Source organism: Leucothrix arctica, from assembly GCF_003172895.1.
GTDB classification, from domain to species: Bacteria; Pseudomonadota; Gammaproteobacteria; order Thiotrichales; family Thiotrichaceae; genus Leucothrix; species Leucothrix arctica.
Map to the genome: position 1 here is coordinate 135,963 of NZ_QGKL01000029.1, position 14,054 is coordinate 150,016.

Consider the following 14,054-nt stretch of genomic DNA (forward strand, 5'->3'; position numbering starts at 1 on the left):
TCAACATAAGACGTCCTAATAATTAAAATAATGCATTGGAAACAACCTACGGGTTGAATCCTAAGGAGCAACAAATATGAGTGTTACTACAACAGATTTAAACAATTACACTTTAAACGATATAGATTCACGTCTACCAAGCAACTACTTAAGCACCAAACGTGCCTTAGACATTATTGCGATCACCACAGTACTGCCATTCATTGCTGTTATTATGGTACTTACGGCTATCGCAATTAAGCTAGAGTCTTCAGGCAACGTCTTTTTCTGGCAGAAACGTGTTGGAATGAACGGTAAGGTATTTAATATGCTGAAGTTTCGCAGTATGACTTCAGACTCTGAAAAGCACGGTTCTCAGTTCGCTCAAAGCGATGATATGCGAGTAACTCGTGTCGGGAAATTTATTCGTAAGTTTCGCGTTGATGAGCTTCCACAAATGTGGAATGTAGTTAAAGGAGATATGAGTATTATCGGTCCACGTCCTGAGCAAGAAAGTTTTGTTAACGAATTCAATCAAACGATTCCTAACTACTCTCTTCGTCACATCGTTCGTCCTGGAATCACTGGTCTTGCGCAAACTGAGCAAGGTTATGTTGCAGATGCAAACGGTACAGTGACTAAGCTTAGATATGACCTATACTACATCCGTAATCTGTCATTTATGACTGATTTTCAGATCACTTTAAAAACGATCTACACTATTCTTACTGGTTTTGGCGCACGCTAAAATTGTTTGAATATAACCCTTCGTTAGGTCAAGGATGACTTAGCAAAGGTACCTACCCTCCCCAGCGACTTAGTCGCTTTTTTTGTACCCGTAATTTGTACCCCTTTGATAATTAAGTACTACCTTCATATTTAATTATTTCGGTGTATAGTAATCACCTACATTTTTGCCAAACTTCTATCAGTGGAGTTTCATCAATGTTCAGTTACCCCAACATAAGGAAATAATAATGAAAACTAAACAAGAAATAGTTTCAAACTGGCTCCCTCGCTACACAGGCGTCTCTGTAGACGCTATCGGTTCGTATATTTTGTTAGTCAACTTTAGTAGCTACGTTAAGTTGTTTGCTGAGTGGAATGATGTGCCGGTCGATGGTCAAGATCGTAACATGATTAGCGCAACGGCTAATGACATCACCATTATCAACTTCGGTATGGGTAGCGCAAACGCTGCTACCATCATGGATTTGCTAACGGCGGTTAAACCGAAAGCTGTCCTATTCTTAGGAAAGTGCGGCGGTCTAAAACAAAAAAATGAATTGGGTGATTTGATTCTCCCGATTGCAGCAGTACGAGGCGAAGGTACGTCAAACGACTATATGCACCGAGATGTACCTGCATTGCCTGCCTTTAGCCTGCAAAAAGCAGTGTCTACCACCATACGTAATCATAATTGTGACTATTGGACAGGGACGGTTTACACTACAAACCGCCGAGTTTGGGAGCATGATGAAGATTTTAAAGAGCACCTTCGTCAACTGCGCTGCATGGCTGTCGACATGGAAACAGCAACATTATTTGTTGCAGGCTTCCATAACGAAATACCTTCTGGTGCGTTGCTACTAGTTTCTGACCAGCCGATGATTCCTGATGGTGTTAAGACAGAAGCTAGCGACCAAGTTATTACAGAGAACTTTGCAAACCGTCACTTGCAGATAGGTATCGACTCACTAAACGAGTTGAAAAATGCAGGCGCTACGGTTAAACATCTTCGTTTTTAATAGCGACCTTTTCAAACCTAATCATTAGTACTTATTGTTCATGAGCGCAGATTCTAGAGAGATTTATAGTAACCAGACGGGTATTCACGACAATCTTCAAAAGGTTGTTTTGAGGCACTTACAGTCTCCCTTTTTGAAGCCTCCTGCTCAACATACGATTGATGCGTTTGAAGCAGTTACTCGTACCATTGCAACAGAGTCCAAGCCGTTAATTATGGACTCTTGCTGTGGCACGGGCACTAGTAGCCGTTTGATTGCAGAGGAAAATCCTCATGCTTGGGTGATTGGTTTAGACCGCTCCTCAAAACGCTTAGGTAAAGAGTACGAAGATAAGCTGCCTGATAATCTGATCATGGCGCAAGCCGATTGTGTCGACTTTTGGAAACTCGCAAAAGAAGCCAATTGGACACTCGAAAAACACTTCCTGCTCTACCCTAACCCTTACCCAAAGTCAGTACAGCTTAAGTATCGCTGGCATGCGCACCCTGCGTTTACAGACTTGTTGGCACTAGGTGGTTTATTGGAAGTGCGAAGCAATTGGAAAATATATATCGAAGAGTTTTGTGAGGCGCTTAAACTGGCAGCGCAGGACTCAGAGGGGTGTGAGTTGTATGACCCCGCCGGACAATACACTACGCTGTTTGAGCGCAAGTACTGCCAAAGCGGGCAACCAGTTTATCGCTGTTTAAGCACTGTCAGCCGTTGAAACACCTGCTGACTCAAAGCTTGCCATATCACTTAAAAATGCAACTGCACTCTTAATCAACGGGTAAGCAACGGCACAACCTGTGCCTTCACCAAGGCGTAAACCAAGATCAAGCAGTGGCTCTGCATCTAACGTGTCTAACATCAAACGATGCCCAGACTCTCCAGACGTGTGGCAGAAAATAGCGTTGTCTTTCAGCGCTGGCTCAATAGCCGCAGCAACCATGTATGCAGCTGTTGCGATAAAGCCATCAACCAGTACAACCATACCCTGCTTCTGAGCTTCTAACATACCGCCACAGATTTGCGCGACTTCAAAACCACCGTAAGTTTGCAAGACCATACGCGGGTCAGAAATGTCACCGTGTCGCTCTTTAGCTTCAGCGAGTAGCTCAAACTTGCGATGCATCCCCTCATCATCCAAACCTGTACCACGACCGATACAGCGCTCTAACGGAAGACCACAAAGCGCGCTCATGATCAAGCTAGCCGAGGCTGTGTTACCAATCCCCATCTCACCAAAACCGATAATATTACAACCGTTTTTAGCAACATCAGCAACAATAGCAGCCGACTTGTCAAAACACGCCTGTAACTGCTCAGCCGTCATCGCTTGCTCAGTAATGTAACTCGCGGTGCCATATGCAATCTTGGCATCGATAAGGTGTGGCGCGTCGGCAAAATCGAAATTAACACCCGCATCAACCACTTTTAAAGCGATATCATTTTGCTGACAAAAAGCATTAATCGCTGCGCCACCATTCAAGAAGTTCATCACCATTTGGAAAGTCACTTCTTGCGGGTAAGCACTCACGCCGGCCTTTGCTGCGCCATGGTCACCAGCGAACGTTAAAATCGTTGGATTACTTAACGTAGGCGTCAGACTCTGTTGAATCTTAGCGACTTGAAATGCGACTTTCTCAAGCGTACCTAGAGAACCCACTGGCTTAGTTTTGCCGTCGATCGCTTGCTGTATTTGCTGGTCAAAAGTGCTCATATTAGCCTTTTAGAATTGTGATTCAGGTAGGTGAACTTTTAGGCCTTCCATTTCAGTAGTAATCGTAACCTGACAGCTTAAACGACTGTTCTCTTTCGGGTTACTCACGACTTCCAGCATCTCTTGTTCCATCTCAGTTGGTGCTGAAACTTTGCTAACCCATGCATCATCAATATAGACATGACACGTTGCGCAACTCATTGCTCCGCCACACTCTGCCAAAATACCGTCAATACCATTATTAACCGCGCCATCCATCACGCTGCTGCCAACGGGAACATCTGCTTCGTGCTGTGAACCGTCAAATGCTACATAAAAAACTAAAGCCACTGTCAGCCTCCTTATTATATTGAGTTAATTGCGACGTATTATACCAAGCTTTTTGCACGTTAAACAAAAGGCTCGAATTAAAAAGGACTTGCCTCAAAAGTAAGCGGCCATAACGACTAAGAATGTGAACATAAAAGTGGTAAATATCGGTTGCACTGATAGCCACTCAGGCAGAATATAGCGGCTAACGACTGACCGAATTACACAGCCATAGCTGTACTAACTGCATTTTGTAGCGAGAACCACATGAATACCCTACTACTCATTTTGATTGGCTTAGGCTTCCTCAGCATTGTTATCGAAGATCTTACTCATATAAACAAAGCTAAAACCACCCTGTTTTTTGGTAGCCTCGTTTGGCTGCTGTACTTCATTGGTCAGTCACCGCACACAGAAGAAGTGCATCTCGCGCTCAATGAAAACCTATTGGAAATTGCCACCTTATGGCTATTCCTATTATCTGCCATGACCTTTGTTGCCTACCTCAACAACCGCAACCTTATCTCCGGCATCGTCCTCAGACTGCTGCCCCAAAAACTGAGCAAACGCACCTTACTATTTATGACAGCCCACTTTGCGTTTGTGTTCTCATCGTTGGCCGATAACGTCACGAGTACTTTGGTGTGCATGAGTTTGTTGTTGCCACTCAACTTATCGAAGAGTGACTTCCTCCGCTTTGCTGCGGTGACAGTGTTTGGCGTTAACTCTGGTGGCGTCTCGCTAATCACGGGTGATGTGACGACGCTCATGGTGTTCATGGCAGACAAAGTGACTATCCCTAACTTGCTACTACTTATCGTACCCGCTTACTTTGGCTTAATAGCCTTAACGCTAGTGTTAGGTTTAAAGCTGGAAGGCGATGTCATCGTTGAACATGAAAAGAAGAAAATCCCGGGAATAGATCTAATCGCTGGCGGACAGTTTCTCCTAACCATCGTCGCTATTCTTGCCCTAAATATTATGTATGACGTGCCGCCTGTACTGACATTTTTAGTGTCTTTAGGGCTGCTATTCTTAATCATGCAGTTCCTCAACGGCGATGAAGACATGATGCGCAATGTTCGCATGATCGAGTTCGATGCGCTGCTATTCTTCCTAGGTGTATTGCTGATGGTCGGCATGCTGAAGCAGCTTGGCACACTGAGTAACTTAAGTGATTTGTACACGATCATGCCTACTCCCATCGCAAATTACGTACTAGGCTTACTCTCGTCATTAGTGGATAACGTGCCACTAACAGCGGCCGTCTTACACTCTGAAGTGAGCATGGATGACGGTAACTGGTTGAGTCTTGTGTATGCAGTTGGTGTAGGTGGTTCGCTACTGATCATTGGCTCTGCAGCAGGTATCATTGCGATGAGTAAGGCAGGACATGAGTTGCTAAGCTTCATGAGTTACGCACGTTTTTCAGGTCACTTGCTATTGGCGTATACCATTGGGTTTGCAGCCAGCTGGGGAGTCGGCCACATGTTAGCCTTGGCTTAGTAACACACAAGCAAGCTTGTTACCGCATGTATATCGTGCGGTAACACTCCTTCTACACAACACAAAGGATCAAACGAATGCGAACTTTCTCAATATCGCTAAGCTTGTTATTTCTACTGGCTTTGGGACTTTTAACGTTATTTGGAAAGCTGCCAACCATTGCGCTTGCAGCCTATCTCGTGCTCAGTTTGATAACCTTTGTCATGTACTGGAAAGACAAAAACGCCGCTCGAAAAAACGAGCGACGTACACCTGAAAACACACTGCATTTACTGGCGTTATTTGGTGGCTGGCCGGGTGCGTTAATTGGTCAACAAAGGCTGCGTCATAAGACCCAAAAAGTATCTTTTAGAGTGGTGCTTTGGTTAACTGTTATTGGCAACCTAGCCATGCTAACTGGCTTCCTTTACGCAATAGACTCACTGTCTTTCTTAGAAAAGTTAGCCGTACAATAACGTTAGCTTGAAGCCCTAAACTGTTTCTGCACACGCCTCATACTCATCAAGTACCCACTCTTCCTGCTGTGCAGCAGCCAGCCACTCTTGCATTTCAGGTAGTGCTTTCATCGCTTTAGCCCAGTTATTAAAGGCAGGTGAAACGTCCAAGCCATAGCCCAACACGCGCCACATAACGGGTGCATACATCGCATCGACAATACCGAACTGACCACATAAGAAGTCACCTTCTGGCTTATCAACCGCCTCAAACTTCGCCCATAAAGCAGCAATTCGCTCCAAATCACCTTGTATTAGCGCCAACTGCTCTTTAGATAAACGCTTATTGCTACGGCAGTTCATTGGGCAAGCTTGACGCAAATTCATAAAACCTGAGTGCATTTCACTACTCACACAACGCGCTAAGGTACGCAGCGAGGCACTTTCAGGCCACAACTGACGGTCAGGATACACTTCAGCTAAGTGTTCCATGATCGCTAAACTATCCCAAACGATTGCACCATCATGTTCTAGTACCGGCACTTGTGCAGGAATAGCGAAGCGCTCGCCCAACTTATCCAAACTGTCACCGTGATAAAAAGGAAGAATGGTTTCTTCAAAAGGAATGTTCGCCACCTTCATCGCAATCCAAGTGCGTAGTGACCACGACGAGTAATTTTTATAAGCGATATAGAGGTGCATATTTAATTCCTTGCTTCAAATTTCAGAAGCGTTAACTATAGAATGGCAATAGAAACATAAAAAGCGAATATTTCAGACTTAATCATTCGGATAATCAGCACAATGACACCTCACCAAGTTCGAAGTTTATTAGCCGTTGCAGACCTTGGTAGTGTCAGACTCGCTGCTAAATCCCTTCACCGTGCGCCATCCAGCATATCTGCTCAAATCAAAGAACTTAGCTTGGAGCTCGGTATCGACTTATTTGAGCCAGTGGGACGACGTATCGTATTGAGTGCTGCTGGTAAGCAGCTATTACCTAGTTTTCGGCAGTTTAATTTACTGGTCAACGACATCACTCAAGAAGCCCAGAGCATTGCATACGAACCGAAAGGTGAATTAAAACTGTTCGCCCCTAGTTCAATGTGTATTTACCGTTTGCCAAAGCTGATTGAAGCACTTCAACCAGCTGCACCTCAAATTGAAGTTTTACTGACGCATGAGCCTTTCGATTATGTGCGAGCTTTACAGCATGGGGAGATTGATGCAGCCATCATCATGGAAACAGAGGAATCAGAACAGTGGCACTATCATTATATAAACGATGAAGATGTGATTTATGTTTGTCACCCTCGAAGCTATCAAAAAAACAGCACTATCACTAGAAGCTTTATCGCAACTGCCACTCATCACTACCGACCCTGACTGCAGTTATAGAATCCATGCGGAAGCTCACTTTAAAGCGCATAATTTGACCTTAAAGCCTCGTCAATCTTTTGCAAATGCAGAAGTTGTGCGCCGTTGTTTATTAGCAAACTTAGGGATAGGTTTGCTGCCGGCCTGTGTGGTCGAAGAAGACTTAGCGGATGGAAAGCTCATGCAACTGAACGTGGAGAGCGTACCTTATAAGTTTCGCTCTTCGTTAATTTATCCTAAGAAGCGGAAGTGTTCGCCTAAGTTGTTAGCCTTGATTGATGTTATAAATCACTACACGGACAAGTGATTGCGGGAAGGTAATCCAACTGCTTCTCACGGAATAACGCAAATGCCAATTGCACTTTATCATCTACATAACCGATAGCATCCGCGTCGGTATCTAGTGACTGAGACTCTTTAGATTCGTACAACCAGCCACCACAACCAAAACCTACCATTGGTAAATCTGCTGGCTCAATAGAGGGATCTTCTGCTATTTCTACAAGCAATACATTACTTTTTAGCTGCAAGTACCATGAGTATCCATTTACACGTCCACGGGCTTTAGTCTGAGCGCCTAATACTAAGTGCCCAGACCAATTTTCACCGGTGATTTTAAGCGTATCAGCCATAGCTAATCGTACTCTCAACCGCCCGCTTCCAACCATCATACTTCTTAGCTCTAAGCTGCTCATCTATCAATGATTTAAAGCTTCTGTCCAAAGCCCACTCTTTCGCAAACTGCGCAGGCTCAGGATACAAACCCGACTGATACCCCGCCAAATAAGCAACACCCAGAGCAGTCGTCTCCAACACTGTCGGACGGTCAACTTCACAATCCAACATATCCGCCAAAAACTGCATCGTCCAATTAGATGCTGTCATTCCACCATCCACTCGCAACACCAACTCAGTATCCTGCAATTCGCCACTATCCGCTCGCATCGCATCAATCAAATCTAAGGTTTGATAAGCCACACTCTCAAGCGCTGCACGGGAAAACTCATTTGGCCCTGTATTTCGAGTAATGCCAAACATCGCACCACGCACATTTGGGTTCCAATAAGGCGCACCTAAACCAACAAATGCAGGGACTAAATACACGTCTTCTTTCGGGTCAGCCGCCTTTGCCATTGCCTCTGTTTCAGAGGCTTCTTCGATCACACCAATACCATCACGCAACCATTGAACAGCCGCACCCGCTATAAATATTGAGCCTTCTAATGCGTAAACCGTCTTACCATCAAGTTGATAAGCGATGGTTGTTAATAGATTATTTTTAGACGTTACTGCTTTGTCGCCAGTATTAACCATGGCGAAACAGCCTGTGCCATAAGTGGACTTCATCATGCCCGGTTCAAAACACGCTTGCCCGACCATAGCTGCGTGTTGATCACCCGCAACCCCACCGATGTGAATTGCCGCACCCAACTCTGACTCTGCACAGTGACCAAAGTCAGCAGAGCTATCTTTCACTTTTGGCAATAAGCTTTTAGGAATTTCAAACGTCGTGAGAATCTCGTCATCCCACTGTCCTTCGTGGATGTTGTAAAGCATCGTACGACTCGCATTACTCGCATCCGTGACATGGTGTTTGCCACCCGTCAGTTTCCAGATCAGCCACGTGTCTACCGTCCCTGTATATAACTCACCATTGGCTGCGCGCTCTTTTGCACCGTCTACGTTTTTAAGCAACCAATGTAGTTTTGTACCGCTGAAATAGGGGTCGGCACGTAAGCCTGTTTTCTCAGTAATCATGGCTTCTAAGCCCTGATCTTTTAAGCTTTGACAGAAGTCTGCAGTGCGGCGGTCTTGCCAAACGATGGCGTTATACAGTGGTTCGCCCGTGATTCTATCCCATAGCACTAAGGTTTCACGCTGATTAGTGATACCGATACTCGCGATATCTGAAGGCATTAAACCTGCTTCTTTTATCGCTTGAGCAAACGTCGATTTAACCGTATTAACTAAGTCACTTGGATCGTGTTCAACCCAGCCAGAGTTAGGGAAATGCTGAGTAAACTCTTCTTGCGCGCTAGCAATCGCCTTTAAGTCTTTATCAAAAATAATACAACGGGTAGAGGTCGTGCCTTGATCGATAGCTGCAATAAAATGACTCATATTTTCTCCTACTTCAAACGTACAAAAAAGGGACTAGCGCCGTGGCGCTAGTCCCTTAGTTTAACTCAAGTTTTAAAACTAATTAACTCTTAGTCCAAGACTTGATCAACTCATCATAATCGATGGTTTCTGGCTTTGGCTTTTCATTGCTAAGCTTCGCTTTTGGCGAGCCCGGCTGGCTTAACCAGTAGTCACGAGATTTCTTCTCGTTCAACTTAGGACCACAGTCACCCTGTACATTTGCTCGCTCCAAACGACTCATGATTTTGTCCTGAGCTTCAGCCAATGACGTCATTGCTTCTTGAGGTGTTTTCGCACCTGATGAAGCATCACCAATGTTCTGCCACCAAAGCTGCGCTAGCTTAGGATAGTCAGGAACGTTAATACCAGTAGGCGACCACTGTAGACGAGCTGGCGAACGATAGAATTCAACCAAACCACCTAACTTAGGCGCACGTTCAGTGAAACTTTCATGCTGAATATCACTCTCACGAACGAACGTTAAACCGACGTGACTCTTCTTCAAAGAAACCGTCTTAGACACAACAAACTGTGCATACAACCACGCCGCTTTACGACGCTCAGGTGGTGTGTTCTTCATTAATGTCCAAGAACCTGCATCCTGATAGCCTAGCTTCTGACCTTCTTCCCAGTACGCGCCATGAGGTGAAGGAGCCATACGCCACTTAGGCGTACCATCTTCATTCATAACAGCCTTTGCACCTTCTGGATCAACCAATGATGCTGTAAATGCTGTGTACCAGAAAATCTGTTGAGCAACACCACCCTGACTTGGCACAGGGCCAGACTCCGAGAATGTCATCCCTTGTGCATTTGGTGGCGCAAATTTCTTTAACCACTCAACGTACTTAGTCACAGAGTAGACCGCCGCTGGGCCGTCTGTTGCACCACCACGCTCAACTGTTGAGCCGACTGGACGACAACCTTCTGCACGAATCCCCCACTCATCAACTGGCAAACCGTTTGGAATACCTTTGTCTCCAGCACCTGCCATTGACAACCAAGCATCGGTGAAACGCCATCCTAGTGATGGATCTTTCTTACCGTAGTCCATGTGACCGTAGAACTTCTCACCATCAATCTCACGACCCGTAAAGAACTCAGCGATGTCCTCATAAGCAGACCAGTTAACTGGCACACCTAAGTCATAACCATACTTCGCTTTAAAGTCAGCTTTGATGTCTTCGCGCTTAAACAGGTCATAACGGAACCAGTAAAGATTAGCGAACTGCTGATCAGGAAGCTGGTAAAGCTTGCCGTCTGGGCCTGTTGTAAATGACGTACCAATGAAGTCTTTGATGTCCAGCATTGGGTTAGTAACATCTTTACCATCACCAACCATATAGTCAGATAAAGGTACAACTTGCTGGTAACGATAATGCGTTCCGATCAAGTCTGAGTCATTGATGTAAGCATCGTAGATACTCTTACCCGATTGCATTTCAGTTTGCAGTTTTTCAACCACATCACCTTCACCAATCAGGTCATGAGTGACTTCAATACCTGTAATTTCTGCAAAGGCTTTAGCTAGCGTCTTTGCTTCGTACTCATGCGTTGCAATCGTCTCTGACACAACATTGATCTTCATGCCTTTGAAAGGCTTAGCAGCGTCAATAAACCACTGCATCTCTTTCAGCTGATCATCCTGTGACAGGGTTGATGGTTGAAACTCTTCCGTTACTAGACGCTTAGCCGCGTCCATATCTGCCATCGTCACCTGCGAGTAGCCTGAAAACAGGACTGCTGCAATGACCGTTGATAACAATTTAACTTTCATTTTCCTTCCTCCGTGATTACGATTTTTTACACCCAACGAAATACACAAAACGCGTAGATGCAACACACTAACAATGCCCACCACAACGGTGAACCAAACATTGCCAACCAACCTAAACAAATAAATGCGCTGCCTAGCAATGACATAAATAACCGGTCGCCCGGTGTTGTTTCGAACCGCAAGATGCCCATTTTTGGCGACTGCGGATACTTAATTGAAAAGATCGTCATACCGATCAGTGCTAACACGATAGAGCCGAAAAACGCGCCGGTCTGCCATGTCCATCCCATCCAAGCTAAATCCATATCTAATCCTCCTAGACGCGGCCTAAGGCAAAGCCTTTAGCGATGTAGTTTCGAACAAAGTAAATAACCAATGCACCCGGTACGATTGTCAAAATACCTGCTGCGGCAAGCACTCCCCAGTCCATCCCCGCGGCGGAAACGGTTCGTGTCATGGTTGCAGCAATTGGCTTTGCAACTACCGACGTCAAGGTACGTGCAAGCAGTAACTCTACCCATGAGAACATGAAGCAGAAGAACGCCACTACACCGATACCTGATGCAATCAATGGCATGAAAATACGCGTGAAGAATCGTGTAAAGCTGTAGCCATCAAGGTAAGCCGTCTCATCTATTTCCTTTGGAACACCAGACATAAAGCCTTCCAAAATCCATACCGCTAACGGTACGTTAAACAGACAGTGAGCCAGTGCTACCGCAATGTGTGTGTCAAACAAACCTACCGAGCTGTAAAGCTGGAAAAATGGCAATGCAAATACTGCAGGTGGTGCCATACGATTTGTTAGCAACCAGAAGAACAAGTGCTTATCACCCATGAAACGGTAGCGAGAAAAAGCATAAGCTGCGGGTAGTGCCACACAGATCGAGATTACCGTGTTCATCAACACATAAGTAATGGAGTTGATGTAACCCGAGTACCAACTTTTGTCGGTAAAAATCGTCATGTAGTTTTCAAAGGTGAGATTTTGAGGCCATAGCGAGAAGCTATTTAAAATCTCGTTATTAGTCTTCAAACTCATGTTCAGCAACCAGTAAATCGGCAGCATCAAGAACAGGATATAGAGGAACATCACCATACCACTTTTAGTCACTTTCATAGTTTAGCCCTCCTTCTTGTCTAGGCTGTTCATCACGGTGTAGAAGATGAAACTCATTAACAAAATAATTAAGAAATAGATCAACGAGAACGCTGCTGCAGGGCCAAGGTCAAACTGACCGATTGCCATTTTCACTAAGTCTATTGATAAGAATGTGGTCGAGTTTCCTGGGCCACCACCGGTTAATACAAACGGCTCGGTGTAGATCATGAAGCTGTCCATAAAGCGCAGTAACACTGCGATTAGCAACACTCCATGCATCTTGGGTAGCTGGATATAGCGGAACGTTGCCCACTTACTCGCACCATCGATACGGGCTGCTTGGTAGTAAGCTTCAGGGATAGATTGCAAACCTGCAAAACAAAGCAGTGCAACCAGTGACGTCCAGTGCCACACGTCCATTACAATAATGGTGATCCATGCATCAACTGCATTTTGTGTGTAGTTATAGTCGAGGCCGAGTGCGGCAATGGATGCACCGAGTAAACCGATATCAGCACGCCCGAAGATCTGCCAGATCGTTCCTACTACGTTCAAAGGAATCAGTAACGGCAGTGAGATCAGTACTAAACACAGTGACGACTTCCAACCTTTTGACGGCAAGTTCATGGCAATAAAAATACCGAGCGGCACTTCAATCGCAAGAATAATAGTACTGAATAAGAACTGACGACCCAACGCATCATGGAAGCGCGATGAGGTCATGATTTCTTCAAACCACTCAAATCCTGCAAAGAAGAATTGGTTGTTACCAAAGGTATCTTGAATCGAATAATTCACTACCGTCATCAACGGTAATAGCGCACTAAAGGCGACCAGTATCACCACTGGTAACACCATAAACCACGCTTTGTTATTCCATGTTTTAGTCATGAGACAACCCTCCTTCGACTAGCCAATCATTGGAATAGATATTGATACGGCTCTGATCGAAGACCATGTTAGTAAAATCATCGGTAATAGCGACGTTTTCAGGAACGATCGCGCTAACGTCATTACCATTAAAATCAACATGAACAATTTTATGACGACCAATATCTTCGATGCGTTTAACACTTACTTTGAAGCTACCCGCACTCGGTGCTGCACTTAACGTGACAAACTCCGGACGAATACCAAGCTCCACTTTGTCGCTGTCTTTAATCTCATAGCTTGCTGCTAACTCAACCGTTTCACCTGCGATAACTGCCTGCGAACCAGTAATTTTAGCGTCTATAAAGTTCATACCTGGACTGCCGATAAAGTATCCAACAAAAGTATGTTGTGGCTTATCGAACAACTCTTCTGGCGTACCGATTTGAACAACATAACCGTCATGCATCACGACGACTTTATCTGCAAAAGTCAGTGCTTCTGTTTGGTCATGTGTTACATAAATCATTGTACGTTTTAAACGTAAGTGCAGTGATTTCAACTGCATACGTAAAAGCCATTTTAGGTGTGGATCGATTACTGTTAGCGGTTCATCAAACAAGATAGCAGCAACGTTTTCGCGCACTAAACCACGCCCTAGAGAGATCTTTTGTTTAGCATCCGCAGTTAAACCACGGGCCTTTTTATTCAAGACATCCGTCATTTCCAGTATTTCAGCGATGTTTAGCACACGCTCTTTTATGGTTGCTTCGTCATGCCCACGATTACGCAATGGAAACGCCAAGTTGTCATATACAGACATCGTGTCATAAACAACTGGGAACTGAAAAACCTGAGCAATGTGACGTTCTTCTGTTGGAAGATTAGTAACATCCACGCCGTCAAATAAGACCTGCCCTTTACTCGGATGTAGTAACCCAGAAATAATATTGAGTAAGGTAGACTTACCACAACCCGACGCACCTAGTAGCGCATACGCTTTGCCGTCTTCCCAAACGTGATCGATTTGTTTTAGTGCGTAATGACCTTCTTCCGAAGCATTCGGGTCATAACTATGCGCTAAACCTTTTAAGTGAATTTCTGCCAT

The 14,054-nt window shown here is 44.9% G+C and carries 17 protein-coding genes; 7 read left to right on the plus strand and 10 right to left on the minus strand.

Features of this window, described 5'->3' with window-relative positions; translation table 11 throughout:
• The first annotated feature begins 76 nt into the window (after positions 1-76).
• The 3 genes from DKT75_RS09725 to trmB all read left to right on the plus strand — a co-directional run bounded on the left by DKT75_RS09725 (position 77) and on the right by trmB (position 2,433).
• Positions 77-727, plus strand: a complete 651-nt coding sequence (locus tag DKT75_RS09725) for a sugar transferase (RefSeq protein WP_109823232.1) — start codon at positions 77-79, stop codon at positions 725-727.
• A 229-nt stretch (positions 728-956) separates the two neighbouring features.
• Positions 957-1,727 (plus strand): AMP nucleosidase, encoded by a 771-nt coding sequence (locus DKT75_RS09730; RefSeq protein ID WP_109823233.1) that lies wholly within the window; start codon positions 957-959, stop codon positions 1,725-1,727.
• Positions 1,728-1,767: 40 nt separating this feature from the next.
• A complete protein-coding gene (gene trmB / locus DKT75_RS09735) occupies positions 1,768-2,433 on the plus strand; it encodes a tRNA (guanine(46)-N(7))-methyltransferase TrmB (RefSeq protein ID WP_109823234.1) in 666 nt (221 codons plus the stop codon).
• On the opposite strand, the gene cobT is transcribed toward trmB, so the two are convergent.
• Positions 2,413-3,429, minus strand: a complete 1,017-nt coding sequence (gene cobT, locus DKT75_RS09740; RefSeq protein WP_109823235.1) for a nicotinate-nucleotide--dimethylbenzimidazole phosphoribosyltransferase — start codon at positions 3,427-3,429, stop codon at positions 2,413-2,415. The two genes, trmB and cobT, sit on opposite strands and share 21 nt — an antisense overlap.
• A 9-nt stretch (positions 3,430-3,438) precedes the next feature.
• Positions 3,439-3,759 carry a 2Fe-2S iron-sulfur cluster-binding protein gene (locus DKT75_RS09745; protein WP_109823236.1) on the minus strand — a complete coding sequence of 107 codons (321 nt, stop codon included), beginning with the start codon at positions 3,757-3,759 and terminating at the stop codon, positions 3,439-3,441.
• A gap of 246 nt (positions 3,760-4,005) precedes the next feature.
• On the opposite strand from DKT75_RS09745, the gene nhaD reads away from it, so the two are divergent.
• Together nhaD and DKT75_RS09755 are read left to right on the plus strand one after the other, a co-directional pair.
• The gene (gene nhaD / locus DKT75_RS09750; protein WP_109823237.1) at positions 4,006-5,244 is read left to right on the plus strand and encodes a sodium:proton antiporter NhaD; all 1,239 of its coding nucleotides are present in this window, start codon (positions 4,006-4,008) and stop codon (positions 5,242-5,244) included.
• A gap of 77 nt (positions 5,245-5,321) precedes the next feature.
• Positions 5,322-5,699, plus strand: a complete 378-nt coding sequence (locus DKT75_RS09755) for a DUF1294 domain-containing protein (RefSeq protein ID WP_109823238.1) — start codon at positions 5,322-5,324, stop codon at positions 5,697-5,699.
• 15 nt (positions 5,700-5,714) lie between these two features.
• Here DKT75_RS09755 and DKT75_RS09760 read toward each other — a convergent pair whose 3' ends face one another.
• Complete coding sequence (locus tag DKT75_RS09760; protein WP_109823239.1) at positions 5,715-6,380, minus strand: glutathione S-transferase family protein; 666 nt, start codon at positions 6,378-6,380, stop codon at positions 5,715-5,717.
• A gap of 102 nt (positions 6,381-6,482) precedes the next feature.
• On the opposite strand from DKT75_RS09760, the gene DKT75_RS09765 reads away from it, so the two are divergent.
• Positions 6,483-7,064 (plus strand): LysR family transcriptional regulator, encoded by a 582-nt coding sequence (locus tag DKT75_RS09765; protein ID WP_245923154.1) that lies wholly within the window; start codon positions 6,483-6,485, stop codon positions 7,062-7,064.
• Complete coding sequence (locus DKT75_RS22375) at positions 6,979-7,362, plus strand: substrate-binding domain-containing protein (protein ID WP_281271414.1); 384 nt, start codon at positions 6,979-6,981, stop codon at positions 7,360-7,362. Before DKT75_RS09765 ends, DKT75_RS22375 begins: the two co-directional genes overlap by 86 nt.
• On the opposite strand, the gene DKT75_RS09770 is transcribed toward DKT75_RS22375, so the two are convergent.
• The 7 genes from DKT75_RS09770 to DKT75_RS09795 form a co-directional block, all read right to left on the minus strand.
• The gene (locus DKT75_RS09770) at positions 7,337-7,687 is read right to left on the minus strand and encodes a hypothetical protein (protein ID WP_109823240.1); all 351 of its coding nucleotides are present in this window, start codon (positions 7,685-7,687) and stop codon (positions 7,337-7,339) included. The two genes, DKT75_RS22375 and DKT75_RS09770, sit on opposite strands and share 26 nt — an antisense overlap.
• Positions 7,680-9,176 carry a glycerol kinase GlpK gene (glpK, locus tag DKT75_RS09775; RefSeq protein WP_109823241.1) on the minus strand — a complete coding sequence of 499 codons (1,497 nt, stop codon included), beginning with the start codon at positions 9,174-9,176 and terminating at the stop codon, positions 7,680-7,682. The genes DKT75_RS09770 and glpK overlap by 8 nt, the downstream gene beginning before the upstream one ends.
• An 82-nt stretch (positions 9,177-9,258) precedes the next feature.
• Positions 9,259-10,974, minus strand: a complete 1,716-nt coding sequence (locus tag DKT75_RS09780; protein WP_109823242.1) for an ABC transporter substrate-binding protein — start codon at positions 10,972-10,974, stop codon at positions 9,259-9,261.
• A gap of 26 nt (positions 10,975-11,000) precedes the next feature.
• Positions 11,001-11,279, minus strand: coding sequence for a DUF2160 domain-containing protein (locus tag DKT75_RS09785; protein WP_109823243.1), 279 nt, complete (start codon positions 11,277-11,279; stop codon positions 11,001-11,003).
• Between the two features lie 11 nt (positions 11,280-11,290).
• A complete protein-coding gene (locus DKT75_RS22000) occupies positions 11,291-12,094 on the minus strand; it encodes a carbohydrate ABC transporter permease (RefSeq protein ID WP_211665334.1) in 804 nt (267 codons plus the stop codon).
• Between the two features lie 3 nt (positions 12,095-12,097).
• A complete protein-coding gene (locus tag DKT75_RS22005) occupies positions 12,098-12,967 on the minus strand; it encodes a carbohydrate ABC transporter permease (RefSeq protein WP_211665337.1) in 870 nt (289 codons plus the stop codon).
• Positions 12,960-14,054, minus strand: coding sequence for an ABC transporter ATP-binding protein (locus DKT75_RS09795; RefSeq protein ID WP_109823244.1), 1,095 nt, complete (start codon positions 14,052-14,054; stop codon positions 12,960-12,962). The genes DKT75_RS22005 and DKT75_RS09795 overlap by 8 nt, the downstream gene beginning before the upstream one ends.

Excerpts from the sequence above, each read along its gene's own strand:
- DKT75_RS09725 (WP_109823232.1), top strand. The coding sequence starts at position 77 with ATGAGTGTTACTACAACAGATTTAAACAATTACACTTTAAACGATATA.
- DKT75_RS09730 (WP_109823233.1), top strand. The coding sequence starts at position 957 with ATGAAAACTAAACAAGAAATAGTTTCAAACTGGCTCCCTCGCTACACA.
- trmB (WP_109823234.1), top strand. The coding sequence starts at position 1,768 with ATGAGCGCAGATTCTAGAGAGATTTATAGTAACCAGACGGGTATTCAC.
- cobT (WP_109823235.1), bottom strand. The coding sequence starts at position 3,429 with ATGAGCACTTTTGACCAGCAAATACAGCAAGCGATCGACGGCAAAACT.
- nhaD (WP_109823237.1), top strand. The coding sequence starts at position 4,006 with ATGAATACCCTACTACTCATTTTGATTGGCTTAGGCTTCCTCAGCATT.
- DKT75_RS09755 (WP_109823238.1), top strand. The coding sequence starts at position 5,322 with ATGCGAACTTTCTCAATATCGCTAAGCTTGTTATTTCTACTGGCTTTG.
- DKT75_RS09760 (WP_109823239.1), bottom strand. The coding sequence starts at position 6,380 with ATGCACCTCTATATCGCTTATAAAAATTACTCGTCGTGGTCACTACGC.
- DKT75_RS09765 (WP_245923154.1), top strand. The coding sequence starts at position 6,483 with ATGACACCTCACCAAGTTCGAAGTTTATTAGCCGTTGCAGACCTTGGT.
- DKT75_RS22375 (WP_281271414.1), top strand. The coding sequence starts at position 6,979 with ATGTTTGTCACCCTCGAAGCTATCAAAAAAACAGCACTATCACTAGAA.
- DKT75_RS09770 (WP_109823240.1), bottom strand. The coding sequence starts at position 7,687 with ATGGCTGATACGCTTAAAATCACCGGTGAAAATTGGTCTGGGCACTTA.
- glpK (WP_109823241.1), bottom strand. The coding sequence starts at position 9,176 with ATGAGTCATTTTATTGCAGCTATCGATCAAGGCACGACCTCTACCCGT.
- DKT75_RS09780 (WP_109823242.1), bottom strand. The coding sequence starts at position 10,974 with ATGAAAGTTAAATTGTTATCAACGGTCATTGCAGCAGTCCTGTTTTCA.
- DKT75_RS09785 (WP_109823243.1), bottom strand. The coding sequence starts at position 11,279 with ATGGATTTAGCTTGGATGGGATGGACATGGCAGACCGGCGCGTTTTTC.
- DKT75_RS22000 (WP_211665334.1), bottom strand. The coding sequence starts at position 12,094 with ATGAAAGTGACTAAAAGTGGTATGGTGATGTTCCTCTATATCCTGTTC.
- DKT75_RS22005 (WP_211665337.1), bottom strand. The coding sequence starts at position 12,967 with ATGACTAAAACATGGAATAACAAAGCGTGGTTTATGGTGTTACCAGTG.
- DKT75_RS09795 (WP_109823244.1), bottom strand. The coding sequence starts at position 14,054 with ATGGCAGAAATTCACTTAAAAGGTTTAGCGCATAGTTATGACCCGAAT.